The 17,658-nt window shown below is 75.5% G+C and carries 7 protein-coding genes; 5 read left to right on the top strand and 2 right to left on the bottom strand.

Annotated features, from left to right (window positions below; translation table 11 throughout):
• Positions 1 to 93 precede the first annotated feature (93 nt).
• Together KBZ10_RS13805 and KBZ10_RS13800 are read left to right on the top strand one after the other, a co-directional pair.
• Positions 94 to 2,622 carry a helix-turn-helix transcriptional regulator gene (locus KBZ10_RS13805; RefSeq protein ID WP_210987892.1) on the top strand — a complete coding sequence of 843 codons (2,529 nt, stop codon included), beginning with the start codon at positions 94 to 96 and terminating at the stop codon, positions 2,620 to 2,622.
• The gene (locus KBZ10_RS13800) at positions 2,586 to 5,207 is read left to right on the top strand and encodes a helix-turn-helix transcriptional regulator (RefSeq protein ID WP_210987891.1); all 2,622 of its coding nucleotides are present in this window, start codon (positions 2,586 to 2,588) and stop codon (positions 5,205 to 5,207) included. Before KBZ10_RS13805 ends, KBZ10_RS13800 begins: the two co-directional genes overlap by 37 nt.
• Positions 5,208 to 5,227: 20 nt before the next feature.
• On the opposite strand, the gene KBZ10_RS13795 is transcribed toward KBZ10_RS13800, so the two are convergent.
• Positions 5,228 to 5,932, bottom strand: a complete 705-nt coding sequence (locus KBZ10_RS13795; RefSeq protein ID WP_307847400.1) for a LuxR C-terminal-related transcriptional regulator — start codon at positions 5,930 to 5,932, stop codon at positions 5,228 to 5,230.
• A 368-nt stretch (positions 5,933 to 6,300) separates the two neighbouring features.
• A complete protein-coding gene (locus KBZ10_RS13790; protein ID WP_210987889.1) occupies positions 6,301 to 7,359 on the bottom strand; it encodes a vWA domain-containing protein in 1,059 nt (352 codons plus the stop codon).
• A gap of 234 nt (positions 7,360 to 7,593) precedes the next feature.
• On the opposite strand from KBZ10_RS13790, the gene KBZ10_RS30295 reads away from it, so the two are divergent.
• The 3 genes from KBZ10_RS30295 (at position 7,594) to KBZ10_RS30565 (ending at position 17,288) form a co-directional block, all read left to right on the top strand.
• The gene (locus tag KBZ10_RS30295; protein WP_210987888.1) at positions 7,594 to 11,364 is read left to right on the top strand and encodes an AAA domain-containing protein; all 3,771 of its coding nucleotides are present in this window, start codon (positions 7,594 to 7,596) and stop codon (positions 11,362 to 11,364) included.
• On the top strand, positions 11,361 to 14,720 hold the full coding sequence (locus KBZ10_RS30040) for a hypothetical protein (RefSeq protein WP_210987887.1): 3,360 nt from the start codon (positions 11,361 to 11,363) through the stop codon (positions 14,718 to 14,720). The genes KBZ10_RS30295 and KBZ10_RS30040 overlap by 4 nt, the downstream gene beginning before the upstream one ends.
• 2,358 nt (positions 14,721 to 17,078) lie before the next feature.
• On the top strand, positions 17,079 to 17,288 hold the full coding sequence (locus KBZ10_RS30565; RefSeq protein WP_210987886.1) for an ATP-binding protein: 210 nt from the start codon (positions 17,079 to 17,081) through the stop codon (positions 17,286 to 17,288).
• Positions 17,289 to 17,658: the final 370 nt, after the last annotated feature.

The raw sequence follows: 17,658 nt of genomic DNA, 5'->3' as shown, positions 1-17,658 counted from the left end.
GGCCGGCCCTCGCGGCCGCACCACCGGCGAACCGCCCGGATCCGGTCGGCTTCACCTCACAGCGATGCATAAGCTTGTCTTATCATAGCGATCATGAGCTCGAGCCGATCAGAGCACGTGCAGCCTGCATCTTCCTCGATCTCTCCGTCCGTCTCCCCCGCGGCCGCCACCCGCCGGACCCGTCTCCCGGACGCGAACTCCCCTGCCTGCCCGGTCCCCCTCGAACGCTCCGGCCCGCACTGCGTGCTGGTGCTCCTCTCCCCCGACCCCCCTCCCGTGGAGGCGATGTCACGCCATGTCCGTGACGTGTGCGGGCCGGAGACGAACGTGCGGCACACCGTCTGCCGACGCGAGGAAGCCGGCACGGAACACACCGTGCTGCGCCGCCTGCTCGGCATGTCCCACGACGCGCCGCTCTCGCCCCACCGGGCACGGCAGGCGGCCCTGACCTCGGTCGACGGGCTGCTGGCGCGGGGGCCGCTGATCCTCGCCGTCGGCGACGCACAGTGGTGCGACGAGGGCACGCTCCGCTGTGTCGACCATCTGGTGCGTGACGCGTCCGGGGGGCCGCTGACCGTCGTCCTCGGCCTCTCCCCCGGCCTGCTGTCCTCCGCCGCGGCCGCCTTCCACGAACTGGTCGCACGCGATTACTGTTCGGTCGTCGACACCACGGGCAGACAGCCGGCCGCCGGGCACCCCGGCGCCCCGGCCCCGCGCGAGCTCGACGTGCTCCGGGTCGCCCAGGCGGCCGCACTGCTGCGCAGTACCGATGTCGATCTCGTCAGCGCTCTGACGGGCTTCGCCCCGGGCGTGACCCGCCGGCTCCTGGAGTCCGTCCGCCTCCTCGGCCTGCTGCCGGGGCGGATACCGGCGCAGCACGTCCCGCCGCTGCCGGAGACCCTGCCCGGACACCGGGACGAGCGGATGCGCGTCCAGGCCGCCGAGCTCCTCAACGACGCGGCACGGCCGGCCGGACAGGTGGCCGACCTGCTGCTCGGGCAGTCCGCGCTGGACCGCCCCTGGATGGGCGCCGTTCTCCGAGAGGCGGCCGCGGCGGCGCGCCACGACCGCCCGGCGTCCGCGGTCTCCTACCTGAGCCGCCTCCACGAGGCCGATCCCGGGGACACCGCCGTCCGCGCGGACCTCGGCGCCGCACTGCTCGACATCGATCCGGCAGCCGCCCGCGAGCACCTGGAGGACGCGCTGTCCCGCACGGACGATCCCCTCGTCCGGGCCCGCGCCGCCGGCCCGTTCCGGCTCACCGCGCTGATGACGCACCGCCTCCCCGACACGCCCGCGGCACTCGGCTCGCTGCTGCGCGAGACGGGCCCCGGCCACCCCGGCGCCCCGCCGCCTCCCGCGGCCCGGCCGGTCCCGGCCGGCGAATCCCTCCTGGCCGCGGACGACCCGACCGGGCAACTGGTCGTTGCCGCACGGGCGCTGCGCACCGCGCTGAGGGGAACCGACCCCGGCACCGCGGTCGCCGACGCCCGTCAGGTCCTCCGCTCCGAGCGGCCGCGCGCCGCCTGGGCCAGGGTCGCCGCGGCCCGGGTTCTCGCACTGGCCGACGAGACCACGAACGCCCTCGACCACCTGCGCCGGGCCGCCGAGGGCAGCAGACGGCGCGAGGAGGGCTGGGCCGAGTGCCACGCCTCCTCGGCCCGGGCCCTGGTGCTCCTCGAATCCGGGCGGGCGTCCGAGGCAGCCGAAGCGGCGCTGGCCGCGTCCGGTCCCGCCGGGGGACGGCACGCGGCCGGACCGGCCCGCCTGGCCTCGGTCACCCTGGCCCTGGCCCTGGCGCACCGGGGCGAACCCGGCCGCGCCGAGGAGGTCCTGCGCCGGCTCGAAGGGAGCCGCCCGGAGGACTCCGTCTGGGAACACCACCACCATCTGATGGCCAGGGCCCTCGTCGAGCGCGGCCGTGGCCGGACCGAGCGGGCCCTGAGGCTGCTGGAGCGGTGCGGTGCGAGTCTGGCCGCCGCCGGCGTGGACAACCCGGTGTTCACCACCTGGTGGGTGCTCCGCACGGAGCTGTTCGCGGAATCGGGCCGGGCCGCCGAGGCCACGGCGCAGGCCGAACTCGGCCGGCACCTGGCCGAGCGGTGGCCGACGGCCCGCAGCACCGGGTTGAGCCTGCTGGCCCGGGGCATGGCGGCCCACGCCGCCGACCGCGTGGAACTGCTCGCCGAGAGCGTGCGCGTTCTCGCGGACAGCCCCGACCGGTACTCCCACGCACTCGCCGAACTCCACCTCGGAACAGCCCTGTTGCGGCAGGGTGACGACAGGGCCGCGCGCGTCCGCCTGCGCGCGGCCCGGGCCGCGGCCCTGCGGTACGGCCTGGGCACGGTGGCCGAGCGGGCGCGGGCCGCCCTCGACGCGGTCGGGGACCGGCCCGCGCGGTCCGTCCTCAGCGACGCCGAGCGTCCCGTGGCGGAGATGGCGGCGGCCGGAACGCCGAACCGGGCCATCGCCGACGCTCTCTGCCTGACCGTGCGCACCGTCGAGTACCACCTGACGAACGTGTACCGGAAACTCGGCGTGAACGGGCGGGCCGGCCTCGCGAAGCGGCTGCCACCGCCCGGGCCGTGCCCGCCCGAGCGGGTGCCCGGCGGCACGCGGTGAGCCCGTCGCCGTTCCACCGCGGACCGGCCGCCGCGCGGGGCCGGCTCCTGGAACGGGCGGCGCAGCTGGCCGTGCTGGAACGGGCCGTGCGCGAGGTCGCGGACGGCGGTTCGGCGACCGTCCTCGTGCACGGACGGCCGGGCACCGGACGCAGCGCCGTACTCGCCGAGGCCGCCGCCCTCGCCCGGCGGGCCGGACTGCGTGTCTTCGGCGCGCCCGCCCGCCCGGCCGGCTCGCGCGGGCCCGCGGCGGCGGGTGACGTCCCCGGCAGCCCTCTGGCAGTCCTGGCCGACGACGCCGGGGACCCGTCCCCGCCGGAGCAGGCGGCGTCTCTCCGGGACGGCGCGGAACGGCGGCCCCTGCTGCGCGTCGTCACCGGCACCGGCCCGGCGGTCCCCGGCGCGGACGCCCCCGCCCGGTACGCTCTCGCACTCCGCCCCCTGAGCGCCCACGCCGTGCGGACGCTGCTCGCCGAGGCGTACGGTCCGGACGCCGCCGAACCCCTCGTCGCCACCGCGGTCGCCGCGACGGGCGGCCTCCCCGCCGTCCTGTGCGCCACGCTCCGGCGCCTGCCCGCTCCGCCGCCCGACCCCGGCACGTTCGCCGCGCTCGCCGACCAGGTGGGCAGGCACCATCTGCGGAGCACTCTGGCCGGGGCCTCCCCGCGGGCGGTCGCGCTGGCCGGCGCGACCGCGGTGGCCGCAGGCGACTTCTCCTTCGACCAGGTGTGCGAACTGGCCGGCGTCCTCCCCCCGGACCGCACACGGGCCCGGGCGGATCTGGAGGCGACCGGGCTGCTCGGCGACGCGGCCGGCCACCCCCGGCTGTACGACCCGGTGGTGGCCGGCCGGGTCATCGGCCTCATGGACGACAACCGGCGCCGCGAACTCCACGAACGGGCCGCGCGGCTGGCGCTCCGCGACGGACTTCCGGAACCGGTCCTCGGCCGGCTCGCCGCGCGGACCCGGCTGACCGGACACTGGGTGCCGGGCGCCCTGTACGCGGCGGGCGCCCACGCCCGGCGGTCCGGCGACGACGCGACCGCGGTCGCCTACCTGGAGCGGGCGGCGGACCGCGGAGCGGCCGGCGGGCTGCGCACCGGCATACGGCTGGAGCTGGCGAAGGCACAGCTGTCCCTGCGCCCCGAGGCCGCCGACCGCGTGCTCCGCCAGATCCTGGCGCGGGCCACCGGGCCGCAGCGGTCCGCGGCCCGGCTGTTCGCCGCCGACCTGCTCACCCTGCGCGGCGGCGGGGACGATGTGGCGCGCCTCTGCGCGGCCGCCGCCGCGGAGACCGGGTCCGCGGCGGAGCGGCGCTCCCTGCTCGGGCTCGGGGAACTGGCCCTCGGCACCGGATCGGCCGGACCGGTGACATCGCCCGGCGGCCTGCGAAGTGACGGGCTGTCATGGGAAGGCGACGCGGCCGGGGCCTCGGCCGCCGCTTGGGGGCACTGCCTGACCGGGCGGGGGATCGACCGGGCCCGCCGGCTCGCCACGGCCGTGCTCACCCGGCCGGAGGACGGGCTGTTCGCCCCGCGGCTCGTCGCCGCGCGCGTACTCGCCGTCACCGAGGACGCGGCCCCGGCGCGCGAGGGGCTGCGGCGGATCGAGGCCGAGGCCCGGCGGCGGTCCGTGGGTCCGGCGGCCGGCCGGGCCCTGCTCGAACTGGCCGAACTCGCCCTCCGGACCGGGGCGCCGGACGAGGCCGCAGAGCGGCTGGCCGAGGCGGTCGCGGAGGTGCCGCGGCAGCACTGGCATCCGCATGTGCTGCCGAGGCTGGCCGCGCTGGAGGCCCTTGCCGCCCTCGAGTCCGGCCGGCCGGACCTCGCCGAGTCCGCCCTGGCCCGGGTCCCGCCCGACCGGCAGGGCCGCAGCCTGGGCCGGGCCTTCCTGCACTTCGCCCACCATGTCCTCGCTCTGCACTCCGGGCACACCGCCGACGAGACGGCCCACCTGGACGAGTGCGGCCGCATCCTGCCCGCCCTGGGCTGCGCGAACCCCGCCGTCCTGCCCTGGCGTCCGCTGCTGACCGCGGCACAGACCTCCGCGGGCCGGCGGGCCGCCGCCCGGCTGCCCGTCAGAACGCTGGCAGCCCTCCGGGCCTGGGGTGCGCCGGGCCCCATCGGCGCGGCCCACCTCTGGGCGGGCCTCACCGGCACGGGCCCGACGGCGCTCCTGCACCTGCGGACCGCGGCCGGTCTGCTGGCCGGCACGGCGCACCGGGACCTGCACGCGCAGGCGGTCGCGGAACTGGCCGCCGCCCTGCTCGACGCCGGCCGGCCGGCGGAAGCACGGCGCCTGCTGGACGAGGCCGCCGCTCTCGGCCGGGCCGCCGGTGCGCGTCCGGTCCCGCGCGCCGGGGAACTCCGGGCCCGGTTCGCCGGGTTGCCCCGGGCGAGCCGGGCACGGCTGAGCCCGGCCCGGCTCAGGGTCGCGCTGCTTGCCGCCCAAGGCCGTTCGAACAGGGCGATCGCCGAGGAACTCTCGGTCAGCCTCCGCACGGTGGAGCTCCATCTGACCCACGCCTACCGGGCCCTGGGCATCGGCGGGCGGGCCGATCTCGCGGTGATGCTGGGGCGCGCATAGCGGACCGGCGCCCGGGTGGCCTACGGGCGCGACGCCTCCCCCATCCCCACCAGCCCTTCGCGCAGGGCGACCGCCACGGCCTGGGTCCGGTTGGGACAGTTCAGCTTGGACAGCACGATCGCCACCGTGCGCTTGGCGGTGTGCTCGGACACCCCGAGGGCCTGCCCGATCTTCCGGTTGCTCAGCCCGTCGACGAGCAGCTCGAGCACCTGCCTCTCGCGCTCGGTGAGCAGCCCGGCCGCGGACCCGTTCCGCGGCACGGCGTCCCCGCCGCGGGGCCGGCACGGAAACGCCGGTGCCGGCGGCACTGCCGGTGCGGCCGGTGCCGCCGGTTCGGGCAGCAGCCGCTCCCCGCCGGCGAATCCGCGCAGCACGTCGTCCAGGACCTCTGTGGTGACGGTGTCCTGGTCCAGGACGGCGTCGCAGGGCGGGGGCCCGCCGGATGCGATCCGCCTGACCTCGGCACTCGGCAGCACCAGGGCCACCCGGACCCCGTTCCTGCGGACGGCCGCCGCCAGTTCGGCCGCCCACGCGTCCTCTCCGCGGCCGTAACCGTTCACGCACCACAGCACGAGCACATCGCAGGAGAGCACGAGCAGTTGGATGGCGTCCTCCGGCGACGCCGTCGTGAACTCCTCGGGCCTGAAGACAGCGGTCTGCTTCACCTGGTCCGCCTCGGCGAGCATGGCGGCCAGCCCGCCGCGTGCCACTCTGCCCCGTGCCACGACCGCGACTCTGACCGCTTCCGCCTTCTTCATCCGGCGCCCCCGTCCGTTCGTCGGCCCTTGGCCAACTGCCCCCTGTGCAGCCGCTCCTCGACGCGCTCCGGCGATTATGTCCCGGCGGGAGACCGTTGTCCGCCGCCCCTCGCGTTGCGATCGACCGACAGTCAGATCACCATTTCGATACGCATGGAACTTTGCGGGGTGACCTGCGGTAACTCCGACCTCGGCCGCCGCGCCGGCGCACGGGACCGGCCTCGCCGCCCCCGGCACGACCGGCCTCGTCCCGGTGAGGGGCCGCAGCGCCATGACGGTGCCGCGCGCCCCCGCGCTCACCGCGACGGTCGCCGTGACCTGGTGCGGGCCGGAGATCAGAGCATGATGAGCAGCCGCGTCCTCGGCTTGAGCTTCCGGTTCACCGAGCGGCTCTGCACGTACACCTCCAGCTTGGGATTGTTCCCCGCCTTCACGGAGACGGTCCCCTGGATGCCCGTGCCGAACAGCAGACTGCGCGCCGCCTCGCCCGTGTAGGCACGGTCGGTGTCCTTCTCCACCACGACGACTTCCTTGTTGGGCTGCACCAGCGCCCGGGCGCCCAACTGGTAGTAGCACGAGCCGCGTTCGTACGTCACGCCCGGATGGGAGTCGACGAAGGGCCGGATCTCCATCTCCTGGTCGACCTTCAGGAGCCGGTACCGGTCGGCCGGGATCGGTTCGAGCGTCGCCCGCACCTCGTCCACCGATATGTCCTGGCCGACGGCGAACAGGTTCTTCGTACCGCGCACGCCCTGCTCGCGGCCGCGGAGGAAGCTCGTGGCCGCGGCGCGCACGGTGCCGATCGCCTCCTCGACCCCCTCGTGGGAATCCGCGTCCCAGATGGCGATGTTGCCGGCCGGGAAGCCGTAGTTCTGGGCGGTGCGCTTGGCCAGGGAGTTGGGGACGAGGATCGCGGACGTCCAGTGGCCGGGCAGCGCGCCCATCTTCGCCGTGATCCGGTCGAGCCAGGGGCCGAGGATGGCCATGTCACCGTCGTGCCGCCGGTCGCCGCCGGAGGCGTTCTCCTCGCCGTCCGTCACCACGATCTGGAGGAAGCTGTGCTCGCCGTACTCCTCCCAGATGTGCCCCAGGTCGTCCAGGGACTTCAGTGACGCCTCGATCAGGGCCGTGGCGCCGTTGTTGACCTTGTACAGCCCCCGCATGGACGGCAGATGCTTCACGTCCATGTCCCAGACCAGGTTCTCCACCCGGTGGTCGAAGGAGTAGAGGCTGATCCGCGTCTCGTGCCCGAGACTGTCCGACTCGGCCTTCAGGCCCGCCACGAACTCGTCGACCACGCGGATGAGCTGACTCTGGTGCTGGTACATGGAACCCGAACAGTCCACGACCAGCGCGACGTGGTTCACCTTGTGCTGGATCTTCTTGGCGGACACGCTTCCGCTCCCCTCCGCTGCTCCCCGAGTAGTGCTTGAACTCTAGGAGCGGGCACTGACATCGGGGTTCGGCGCCCGATCACCTGCCCGACCGGTGCCGATCCCGCCTGGATGGCCGGATTGAGGGACCAGGGTGTCGTGCAGAAGCATGAGGGATGGTGACAGCCCTCACCAACTCGGCACATGTGCCTCATACTTGCGGCACGCGTGTGCTGCTGGCGCAGGGGGCGAGGGGTGGCGTTCGGGGTGGAGCGGGTCGTCGATCTGATCAAGTACTTCTGCTGCGACGCGGCGACCGCCCGCTGCGGGCCGTACGAGGCCGTGGTCCCGGACGAGCCGATCGGCCTCCGGGAGCTGCTGCCGGGGCATCTGTACCTGACGCGCGAGCTGTTCGACGCGGAGGCGAACCGGCAGGTCGACGTCTCGGTCTACCTGGGGTTGACGAAGCTGGGCGGTCTGCTGTGGGACCAGCAGGTGCGGGCACTGACCCGGCTGTCGGGGCTGGAGCACCCCTGTCTGCCGGTGCTGCTGGGCGGTGGCTATCTCGACGCCGTGACGGCCGAGGAGGCGGGGCTCAGGACGGAGTCGGGCGAGGGGACCGAGGCTGCGTTCATCGCCACCGTGGGGGCGGACAACCAGCTCTCCCCGGCGGACGGCGAGATGTTGCGCGGGGATCCGGCGGGGGCGCTGAGGCAGTTCGAGCTGCTGGCGGACGCGCTGGCGCACGTCCACGACCTGGGCCTGACGCACCGCCGGCTCTCCCCCGCCGCGCTGGACGTGGTCATCGGGTCCGACGGCGAATACCGGCTGCGGCTGGCCCGGTTCGAGCTGAGCTCCTTCGTGGCGGGGCTGCTGAGCGGCGCGTCCGCGGACTCCTCCGCGGCCGGGCAGCTGCGGGAGCTGGTGCTGGCGGAGGGTCCCGAGCCGTTGCCGTATCTGGCGCCGGAGCGGCTGGCGTACCTGCTGCCCCGGCCGGGCGAGCCGGACCACGTCGTTGAGAGCGCCAAGGGTGACGTGTACGGGCTGGCGGCGGTCGCCTGGGAGTGGTTCGTCGAGCCGCTGCCCCAGGAGCTGGTGCCGAAGCGCGTCCCCCGTGAGGCGGCGGAGGCGGTGGCCGAACGGGACCGGCTGGAGCGCCTGGGCGAGCATCTGCTGGACCGGCTGCAGCACGCCCGGCTGCCTTCCGCGCTGCGCGACCTGCTGCGGCGGATGCTGGACCCGCACCCGCGGAACCGGCCCACCGCGGACGAGGTCGCGGGCCACCTGAACGAGCACCACGAAGCGAACGTGATCGAGTTCGGCGGTGCGGTGAGCAGCCTGCCGCATCTGCTCGCCTTCATGCCGGAGCGGGGCGAGGAGACCCTGGGCAAGTGGAACTGGCTGGAGCACCCGGCGGACAGTGAGGCCGGCATCCGGGAGACGGCCGAACTGCTCCGCACCGATCTGCGCCGCGGCGAGGTGCTCTGGTCCCCGGACGGCGCCGACCCGTTCGTCAACGGCGGCTCCACGGAGAGCAAGCGCGAGGCCACCGTGGTGCTGGCGGGCGCCCGTGCCCTGTGGTTCTGCCAGTTGCTCCGGCCGCGGCAGGGTCTGAGTCTGGGGGCTCCGATGCCCGAGGTGCTGGTGGTGAAGTACGTGGCGCGGCTGGACGCGTACGGGGTGCAGAACAAGCTGGAGGATCTGCGGGCGGCCTCGCTGAAGCGGCCCATGCCGGAGATCAAGGCGCTGAGTTACCGCACCCCGGCACCGCGGCTCAACGCGCTGCGCCGGGACCGGCCGAGCTGGGAGGCGTTCACGGACGCCATCCGCCCGGCCGTCGCGAAGTCCACCGCGCAGCTGGACTACGAGCGCGCCATCAACTGGCTGCTGGAGTTCCAGGGCGTCGAACTGCGTGCCCGCCGCTACCCGTACGAGACGGTGGCCGACGCCCCGGGCGACGGCACGCTGGTGCGCTGGGACCAGCAGCGCGACCAGGATCGCGTCCACAGCCACGCCCTGCTCACCAAATACGCGGGCAACCCCGAACTGCGGCCCCCGTTCGGGGAGTTCTTCGGCCGGCTGGAGAACGAGGAGAGCGGCAGCGCCGACGTCGAGGTGTACGCCGGGGACCACGACCGCAAGGGTCGGAACGTACGGAGCGTGCAGGCACAGGTGGTGCGGGTCGAGGGCGGCGACCGGATCGTGCTGCAGCCCAAGCCGGGGCAGAAGAGGATCCCGCCGCGGGGCTGGATCCGGCCGGCCGACGACATCGGTTCGGAGACGGTGCTGCGCCGGCAGGCGGACGCGCGCTGGGAACTGTTCGCCCTCAAGTCGCTGGTCAGCCAGTTGCGCAGGCCGTTCTCACTGCCCACGCTGCCGCAGCGGTGGGCGGGCGCGGGCGAGGGCCTGCTGAAGGGCGGCCGGCAGGCGGTGCGGGACATCCTGGTGCACCAGCCGTTCTTCGCCCTGCAGGGGCCGCCCGGGACGGGCAAGACGACGGTCACCGCGCGCGCTGTCGCCGCCTATCTGGAGCAGGAGTCCACCCATCGCATCCTGGTCTCGGCCCAGTCCAACTTCACCCTGGACAACCTCGCGGCGCGCATCCTGAAGGACATCGGCGCACGGAACGACGAGGGGCCGACGGACGCGGACCCCGATGTCCCGATCGCGCTGCGGGTGGTGTCCCAGCGCGGCAACCCGGACGAGCGGGTCCGCCCCTGGCTCCGCAGCGAGCTGGTACTGCGCCGGGCCCGGCAGATGCGGCAGGGCATCGACGAGCAGCTGGCCGCCGGGGTGGACCCGGACGTGCGGCCGGTGCTCGAGCGGTGGCGCGGAATACTGGATCCCGGCGCCCGGGAACCGGTCCTGCCGGAGCTGGCGGACCGCCTGCAGCGCGGCGCGAACATTGTCTTCGCCACCTGCGCCACCGCCACGCCGCGCAATCTGGGGGCGACCGGTGGAGCGTCGTCGTTCGACTGGGTCATCGTCGAGGAGGCGGCCAAGGCATGGCCGACGGAGCTGGCCATCCCGCTGGTGAGAGGCACCCGCTGGACGCTGATCGGGGACCACTTCCAGTTGCCGGCGCACCGGCGGGACGAGGTGGTGCGGTTCCTCGACTCGTGCGTCAACGATCCCAGCACCGCGATCGCCGCCGCGGGCGCCGACCGCACGACGTACCTGAAGGCGTTCGACATGTTCGGCAGCCTCTTCCCGGAGCAGGAGACCGCGGGCGACGGCACCGGCACCGGCGCGGATGCCGCCGGCACGGACACGGGTGCGGACGCCGGCGTGGAACCGGTCACCTGGCGAAACCGGCCGACGGCGCGGCTGTCCACCCAGTTCCGGATGCGTGAGCCGATCGCGCAGGTGGTCAGCCGGGGGTTCTACCCGCGGCCGCCGCGCCCCGGGGAGCCCCCGCCCGAGGACGGCATGCCGCTGGGCGGGCTGGCCACCCACCACCCGGAGACCCCGGCACCGGTGGAGGCGCCGGGCTGGCTGCGCGGCCGTGCCCTGGTGTGGCTGGACACCGCGGGGCTGCCGAACTGCCAGGAGCAGCCGTACTGGAAGAACGAGGGCGAGGCGGACATCGTGCACCGCCTGGTGTCGGCCCTGCGCCCGGCCCCGGTTCCGGGCCGCGACGGTTTCAGTACCGAGCCGCTGGCGGTGCTCACCCCGTACCGGCGGCAGGCTGAGGTCCTGCACCGCTACGGCGACCTGTCGCGGTTCGTGCAGACCGTGCACGCCTTCCAGGGCCGGGAGGCGGACATCGTGGTGGTCTCACTGGTGCGGAACAAGCGGCGCGGCTCGGGCAGCGCGGCCGAGAGCTTCGGTCACCTGTCCCGCCGGGACCTGATCAACGTCCTGTTCTCCCGGGCCCGGCAACTGCTGGTGGTGGTCGGGGAGTACGCGCACTACGCGGGGTTCGAGAACGGCGGCGACACCTTCTGGCAGACGGTCTGCCAGGCGGTGGACCACTACGGTGCCGTGCTGAACGCCGCCGACGTCCTGTCCCTGGAGGCGAGGTGAGCGTCGCGGTCGTCTACGTGCCCTGCGAGACGGTGGAGCTGCAGGTCCGGCTCGGCTACGGCGGCGCGCTGTCGCCGATGGAACTGGTGCTGCTGGACGCGGTGCGCGCCGGGCTCACCGACGTGGGGCAGCTCACCGGGCATCTGCAGCTCGGCCGCAGGATCGTCCACGACCTGGTGTACGACCTGTGGCGGGCAGGGCTGCTGACGGTGGACCGCTCCCTGAACCGGATCGTCGTGCCGCCGGAGGTCGCCGACCGGCTGGACCGGGGTGCGCCGGTGCCCGGTGCGGAGTATGTGCGGGAGAAGCGGGAGCTGATGATCGACCAGGTCACCCGCCGGGTGCTGCCCGCCGGCGGTCCGCTGTCGCCGCCCGACCCCAGGTTCGCCCTGCCGCCGGGCGACGACCCGGTGGGCCTGGACAGGGTGCCGCAGTCCGCGGTGCTGCGGGCGCTCGACGAGTCGCTGAAGGCCGACGACCACCGGCCGCCGGCCGACAGGTCCCACCAGCCGGTGGACTCCGGGCGCCGGCGCAAGGTGCTGTCCTACCGGCTGCCGCCGCCCGGTCTGGAACGGCCGCGGACCCGCCGGTGGATCGAGCTGAAGGTGGAGCCGCGCTGGGACGAGCACGACCAGCAGCTGACGATGACCGTGGTGGACGACCGCGTGCCGGCCGAGCTGCGGGAGAGTGCCTCGGAACGGCTCACCCAGCTCGCCGCGGAGGCGCCCGGCGGCAAGCCGTTCACCGCGCTGCGCGATGTCGCGGTCGGCGCGCTGAGCGAACCGCCCTCCCCCGCGGGCGCGCTGGCACGCCTGGCGGACCGGGTGGAGACGGCGCGCGGGGTCCCGGCCGGGCAGCGCCGCGCCTGGCACCGCGAACTCGCCGACGGCGCACGGCAGTTGGAGGGCCTGCTGCAGGAGCGCACGGACCGCGAGATGCGGGTGCGACCGGTGACGGCCGACGAACACGAGCGGCTGGTGGGGGAGCTGATCGCCCAGGCCGACGCCCAGCTGGTGATCTGCAGTCCGCGGATCCACTACCAGACGCTGCGCCGGCACCTCCCGGCACTCGAGGACGCGGTGCGGCGCGACGTCCGCCTGGTGCTGCTGTGGGGGGCGGCCGACCGGGACCGGGACGAGGAATTCGACGAGCGGACCCGCAACGCCCTGGAGGACCTGCAGCGGCTGGGCGCGAAAGCCGGCGCGACCCAGGTGGTACTGCCGGTGACCAGCGCCCGGACGCACGCCAAGCTGGTGATCGCCGACCACACGGCGGCTCTGGTCACCAGCGCGGCTCCGCTGTCGGGCGCCGGGGGGCGGTCCTCCGTCGGGCTGCTGCTGGAACAGCCGGGCGACGACAGCCCGGTGATCACGGAGCTGCTGGACTGGGTACGGGCCTCGGTGCCGTCGTACGAGCACAGCCGGCTGGTCCGGGTCCGGGCCGCGGACTTCCGGACCGCGGACCCCGGGACGGCCGGGGCACCGGCGCCGGAACCGGCGCGCGGGCGCGGGCGCGGGGAGTTGCCGGAGCCGGCGGTGGAGGCGCCGGCCGAGGATCCGAGTGTCGAGACGTCGGCGCTGGAGCTGTGGGTCGGCGGCTGGTCCGCGTACCTGCGGCAGGCGCAGGCCCGGCTGGCGGCCCGCCGGCTGCCCGCCGCCCGTCTGGTCACGGACGCGACGCACCGCACCCTGTTCCGGGTCGCCCTGAGGCGGGCACGCCGCAGGCTGGTGATCGCGTCCGACGGTCTGGCCGCCGAGATCGTCGACACCGGGCTGGTGGGCGCCCTGCGCTCCCGGCTGGAGGAGGGCGTCGAGGTGACCCTGGTTCTGCCGGACGCCGGCCACCCGGTGGGCGACCGCCGTCAGTACGGCGAGGCCCGGCAGCGGCTGCAGGACCTGCTGGCCCGCTTCCCCGGCGGACTGCGCCTGGTGGAGGGCGGCAACCGGGCGGCGCTGCTGGTCTGGGACGACGAGGCCGTCGTCGGCAGCTTCAACTACCTGGCGTTCGACGGCCGTTACGGACGCCACCGGCTGGCCTCGGAGCTGAGCGTCCGGGTCAGCGGCGCCGCCGCCGCGGACTCGGTGGCCCGGGCGGCGGGCGCCACCGGGACGCCCGCCGCGCCGGAGGCGGCCGCGGGGACCGGGCCGGAGACCGGGCCCGGCTCCGCCGCGGCCCCGACGCCGGCCGGCGTCGCCCACGCCCCGGCCCAGCGGCTGCTCCGGGCCTACGCGGAGCAGGGCGCCGCCGACCCGCGGCTGGTGGCCAAGGTGCTGGGCGACGCGGAGGATCCCTGGCAGCTGCTGGAGCTGCTCGGCGGGTCGGGCCCCGAGGACCTGGTCGCGGTGGTCGCCGCCCGCTGCCTGGCCGACCACCGGGGCGGCGGCCCCGACGGCGGGCAGGACGCCCGGGCGGGGCGCTGGCAGCGGTGGCTCGTGCGGCACTGCTGGAACACCGGGCGGTTCGTGGAGGCCGCGGTGCTCCGCCTCGGCCTGCCCGAGGCCGGTTTCCGGCCCCGGGCCCGTACGGCGGTGCTGGGCGCGGCCCGCTCCGCGCACCGTCCGGCAGCGGTGGCCGCGGTCCTGGAGGAACTGGTCCTTGAGGAACTCGTCCTCCCGGAAGGGCTCTGCGCCGCGGAGCGGGTGGTGGCGGCGCTCGGAGCGTGCTCCCTGCTGCTGCTCACGGGTGACGCCTCCGGCCAGGAGGCGCTGGAGGTCGTACGGCCCCGGCTTGCCGCACCGTGGTCGGAGTTCGCGGACCGGGTCGGCGCCTACTGGCGGGCCGCGTACCTGCCGATGCCGCTGGAACTGATCCGGGTGAGCCTGGACGGCTCGCGGCGGGAGCACGAACGGGCCGGGCTCTGGGAGGAGCTGGAACACCGGCTGGCGCACGCCCGGGCCATGACCTTCGCCAGCCCGGTCAGCACCCGCACCCACCATGCCCTGTTCAACACCCCGTCCGGGGCCTTCGCCGAGCTGGGCCGGATCGTCACCGGCCGCGGCGACGGCGAGCTCCGGGAGTGGCGCGAGGGGCCGGGGGCCCATCCCGCCGAGCAACTGGTGCTGGCGGCCGGGCGGGGCGCCTCCCAGCACGGGACCCCGATGTTCGGCGGCCACCTCAAGCGCTACCTGCAGCGGCTGAACCCGGTGGTGACCGCGGTGGACGACCTCCTCGGCACGGCGGGATCGGCCGCCGCGACGGGGGCGGCCCCGCCCGGAGCCGAGGAGCTGGGCACCTGGCTGGCCGGGCACTGGGCCGGACTCACCGGCGCGGCGGCCGCACTGGACGGGCCGGAGGGCGTGCTGGCCCGGCGCTTCCTCGCCGACCTCGAACCGCTCGCCCGCTGGAGGGCCTCATGACCGTACCCGCGGACTCCGCCGGCCCCGCCGAGCCCGCCGGCCCTGCCGAGCCCGCCGAGCCCGACGACCAGGCCGGGCCGCTGCTCGACACGGTGCTGCGGAACTGGGCGGGCCGCAGCCGGCACCCCGCACTCGCCGTCGCCCTGGCCGGCGGCCGGACGCTCGCCCCCGGCGAGGCGGCCGCCCTGGTACTGCGGGGCCTGGCCGAACCGATGACGGAGGCGCAGGGACTGCACCGCCTGGTCGACGACGGCGAGTTCACCGTCACCGCCGACCTCCTGGATGACACCGCCGGCTCCCCCGCCGGCCCGGCCGGCACCGCCCTGCCGCGGAACGTACGCGCCGGCCTCGACGCCCGGCTCGACGCCGCCCAGCAGGAGGCCCTCGCCACCGTACGGTCCCGGGTCACCCTGCTGCGCCGGCGCGCCTCCCGCAGCTCGGCCGGCCTCCCGGCGGACCTGGCAGGGCGGGCCGAGGAGGCCGCGGTGCGCCGGCGCGCCGAGGCGACGGCCCTGCTCGACGAGGCCGAGGCCGCCGTACACCGCGCCGAGCAGCGGCACCAGCAGGCGCTGCGCGAGAAACTCAACGCCGCGGAGTTGTCCGAGGCCCACGCCAGGGCGGTCGAGGCCTGCCTGGACGCCAACGAGTTCGAGGCGGCCCGCAGGCTGCTGGCGGCGGACGACATCGACACGAACGGCAGCAGCCCCGCCTGGGTGCCCCGCCCGCCCCGCTGGGACCCCGCACTCGGCCGCGGCCTCCGGGAGATCCTCAGCCACTACCCGCCCGAGTCCGTGCCGCCGCGACACGACTATCTGACCCGCTACGTCCGGCTCGGCGAGTCCGACATCCCGCTGCTGCAGTCGCTGCGCGTCCTCGCCGCGGGCCGCCACGAGACCTCCGTCGCCGACTTCGCCTCCTGCCTGAGCGCGGTCCTCGGCGAGGACGTGCGCAAACCCGTGATCTTCCGGGACAACGGCTACCACACCCTGCTGACCGGGCTGGACGACGCCCGGCTGCCGCACCTGCCGATCACCGACCCGGCCGGGGTCGGCCTGTGGGTCTCCGCCACCGACGCGCCGCCGCCCGGCGAACTGCCGCGGCCACTGGTCTGGTTCGTGCCCACAGCCGGCCCGGCACCGGCCACGCCGGCCGGTGTCGCGGCGCTGACCGCCGTGGAGCTGCTGCGGGTCCTCACCCCGCCGCCGGCCGGTCTGCTGTCCGCGCCCGCCCACCGGCGGATCAACCTGCTGCGCCTGCTGGTCCCCCGGCTGGGCCCGTGCGCCCTGGCGTTCCCCGGCGCGGGCATCGCCCTCAACGGCGGCACCCCGCGCGAGGCGCTGGCCTGGCTCCTCGACCTGCACGCCGTGGTCCCCGACGCGGCCCTCGTGCACGCCCTGGACTATGAGTCCGAGGGCCATCCGCTGGTCATGCGGATGCTGCTGGACGAGGTGCTGCCGCAGCGGTCCGCCGACGGCCGGCTCGGCCACACCGGACTGGCCCTGGTCCGTACCTCCGCGTTCCGGGCCCGGGTGCGCTCCGAGGTGACCGGCACGCTCCCCGCGGAGGAACGGGCCGCGCTGGGCCTGGCCCACGCCCTGCACCCGGAGGAGCCGTTCCGGGCCGCCGACATCCTGACCGATCTTCCGCTGGCCGGCCTGCCCGACGACTTCCCCCGGCGCTCCGGGCAGCTCTTCGACGCCGAGGAGGTCCTGGAACGGCTGTGCGGGCAGGGTCTCCTGCGGCGCGCGGCGCTCCCCGACGGTACCGGCGGCTACCGCACCCTGCGGGCCGGCCTGGGCGCCCTGCTCTCCGAGGGCGCGAGCGAGCAGGCCGCCGCGGCCGTGGAGGTCCTGGTGCAGCGCCTGGAGGAGGCCAGGGCCTTCACCCATGCCGCGCGCACCGAGAAGGCGGTACGGCACCACGCGCACCAGGCCGACAACGACCTGGCGCTCATCCACGCGCGTCTCGACGAGCTCGGCACCAGACTCTCCGGCGCCGAGGCGGCCGAGTTGAAGCGGGTCATCGGCATGCTGCCCCGGCTCGGCGGGGAGCAGATCCGCACCGCGGTCTCCGGCCATCAGGAGCCGCCGGCCGTGCACGACCTGGGCGAACTGCTGCTCAGGGTCACCCGGGACGTCGAGTTCAACGAGGGTGTACGGATGACCTTCCACAGCGAGGCGGCCGACGGGCCGGCCGGCGGGGCGCCGGTGCTGGCCGTACGCGTCGCCCTGGAGACCGCGTTCGAGAACCTGATCCGCAACGCGGCCCAGGCGGTGCGTTCCGTGCGGGGGGCCGGATCCGCGGAAGCGGTCCGCGGCGGCCCGGACGTCGTGGTCCGGCTCCGGCGGGTGGTTCCAGGTGGACATCGAGGACTCAGGGCCCGGACTCACGCAGGAGGAGCGGGAGTTGCTGCGCACCGGCGAGCACCTGTCCCGGCACGGCACCGGGGGCACCGGGCTGTCGGCCGCGCGGGGGCTGGTACGCGAGGCCGGCGGGCGGCTCGACATCCTGGACGGCTCCCCGCTCGGCGGCGCCCATCTGCGGGTCCGGCTGCCCGTCGCGCACTGACGGCGGCCGCCCGGCCCCCGCCCTCAGCCCGGGTACTGCTGGAGGAAGGCGCGCATCTGGTCTTCCGCCTCCGCCACCGTCCCGTTCCGGAGGGTCCCGCGCACCCGGTCGGCAGCCTGGCGGCAGCGCTGCAGTGCCGTGTTCCGTCCGCTGCCCCCGGCGTCCAGTCTCTCGTCGGCGCGCAGAGCCGCCCACTCCAGCCAGGTCTCGGCCCGCCTTCTGCGGTGCCTCGGGTCCTGGGACACCAGGGCCTCGGCGGCCGTCCTGATGACCGTCAGGTCGACCTGGGGTGTGCCCTTGTGGATGATGCCGACCAGGCGGTACCGGGCCCGCTGCACCAGGGTGCTGTCGTAGAGGTCGCCCGACGGCG

It is taken from the genome of Streptomyces sp. F63, assembly GCF_018070345.1.
In the GTDB taxonomy this organism is placed as follows: domain Bacteria; phylum Actinomycetota; class Actinomycetes; order Streptomycetales; family Streptomycetaceae; genus Streptomyces.
The sequence above is the reverse complement of the archived record's forward strand: the minus strand, read 5'-3'. Positions and strand labels throughout refer to the sequence as shown.

Coding starts and splice junctions, on each gene's coding strand:
- KBZ10_RS13805 (WP_210987892.1), top strand. CDS start 94: ATGAGCTCGAGCCGATCAGAGCACGTGCAGCCTGCATCTTCCTCGATC.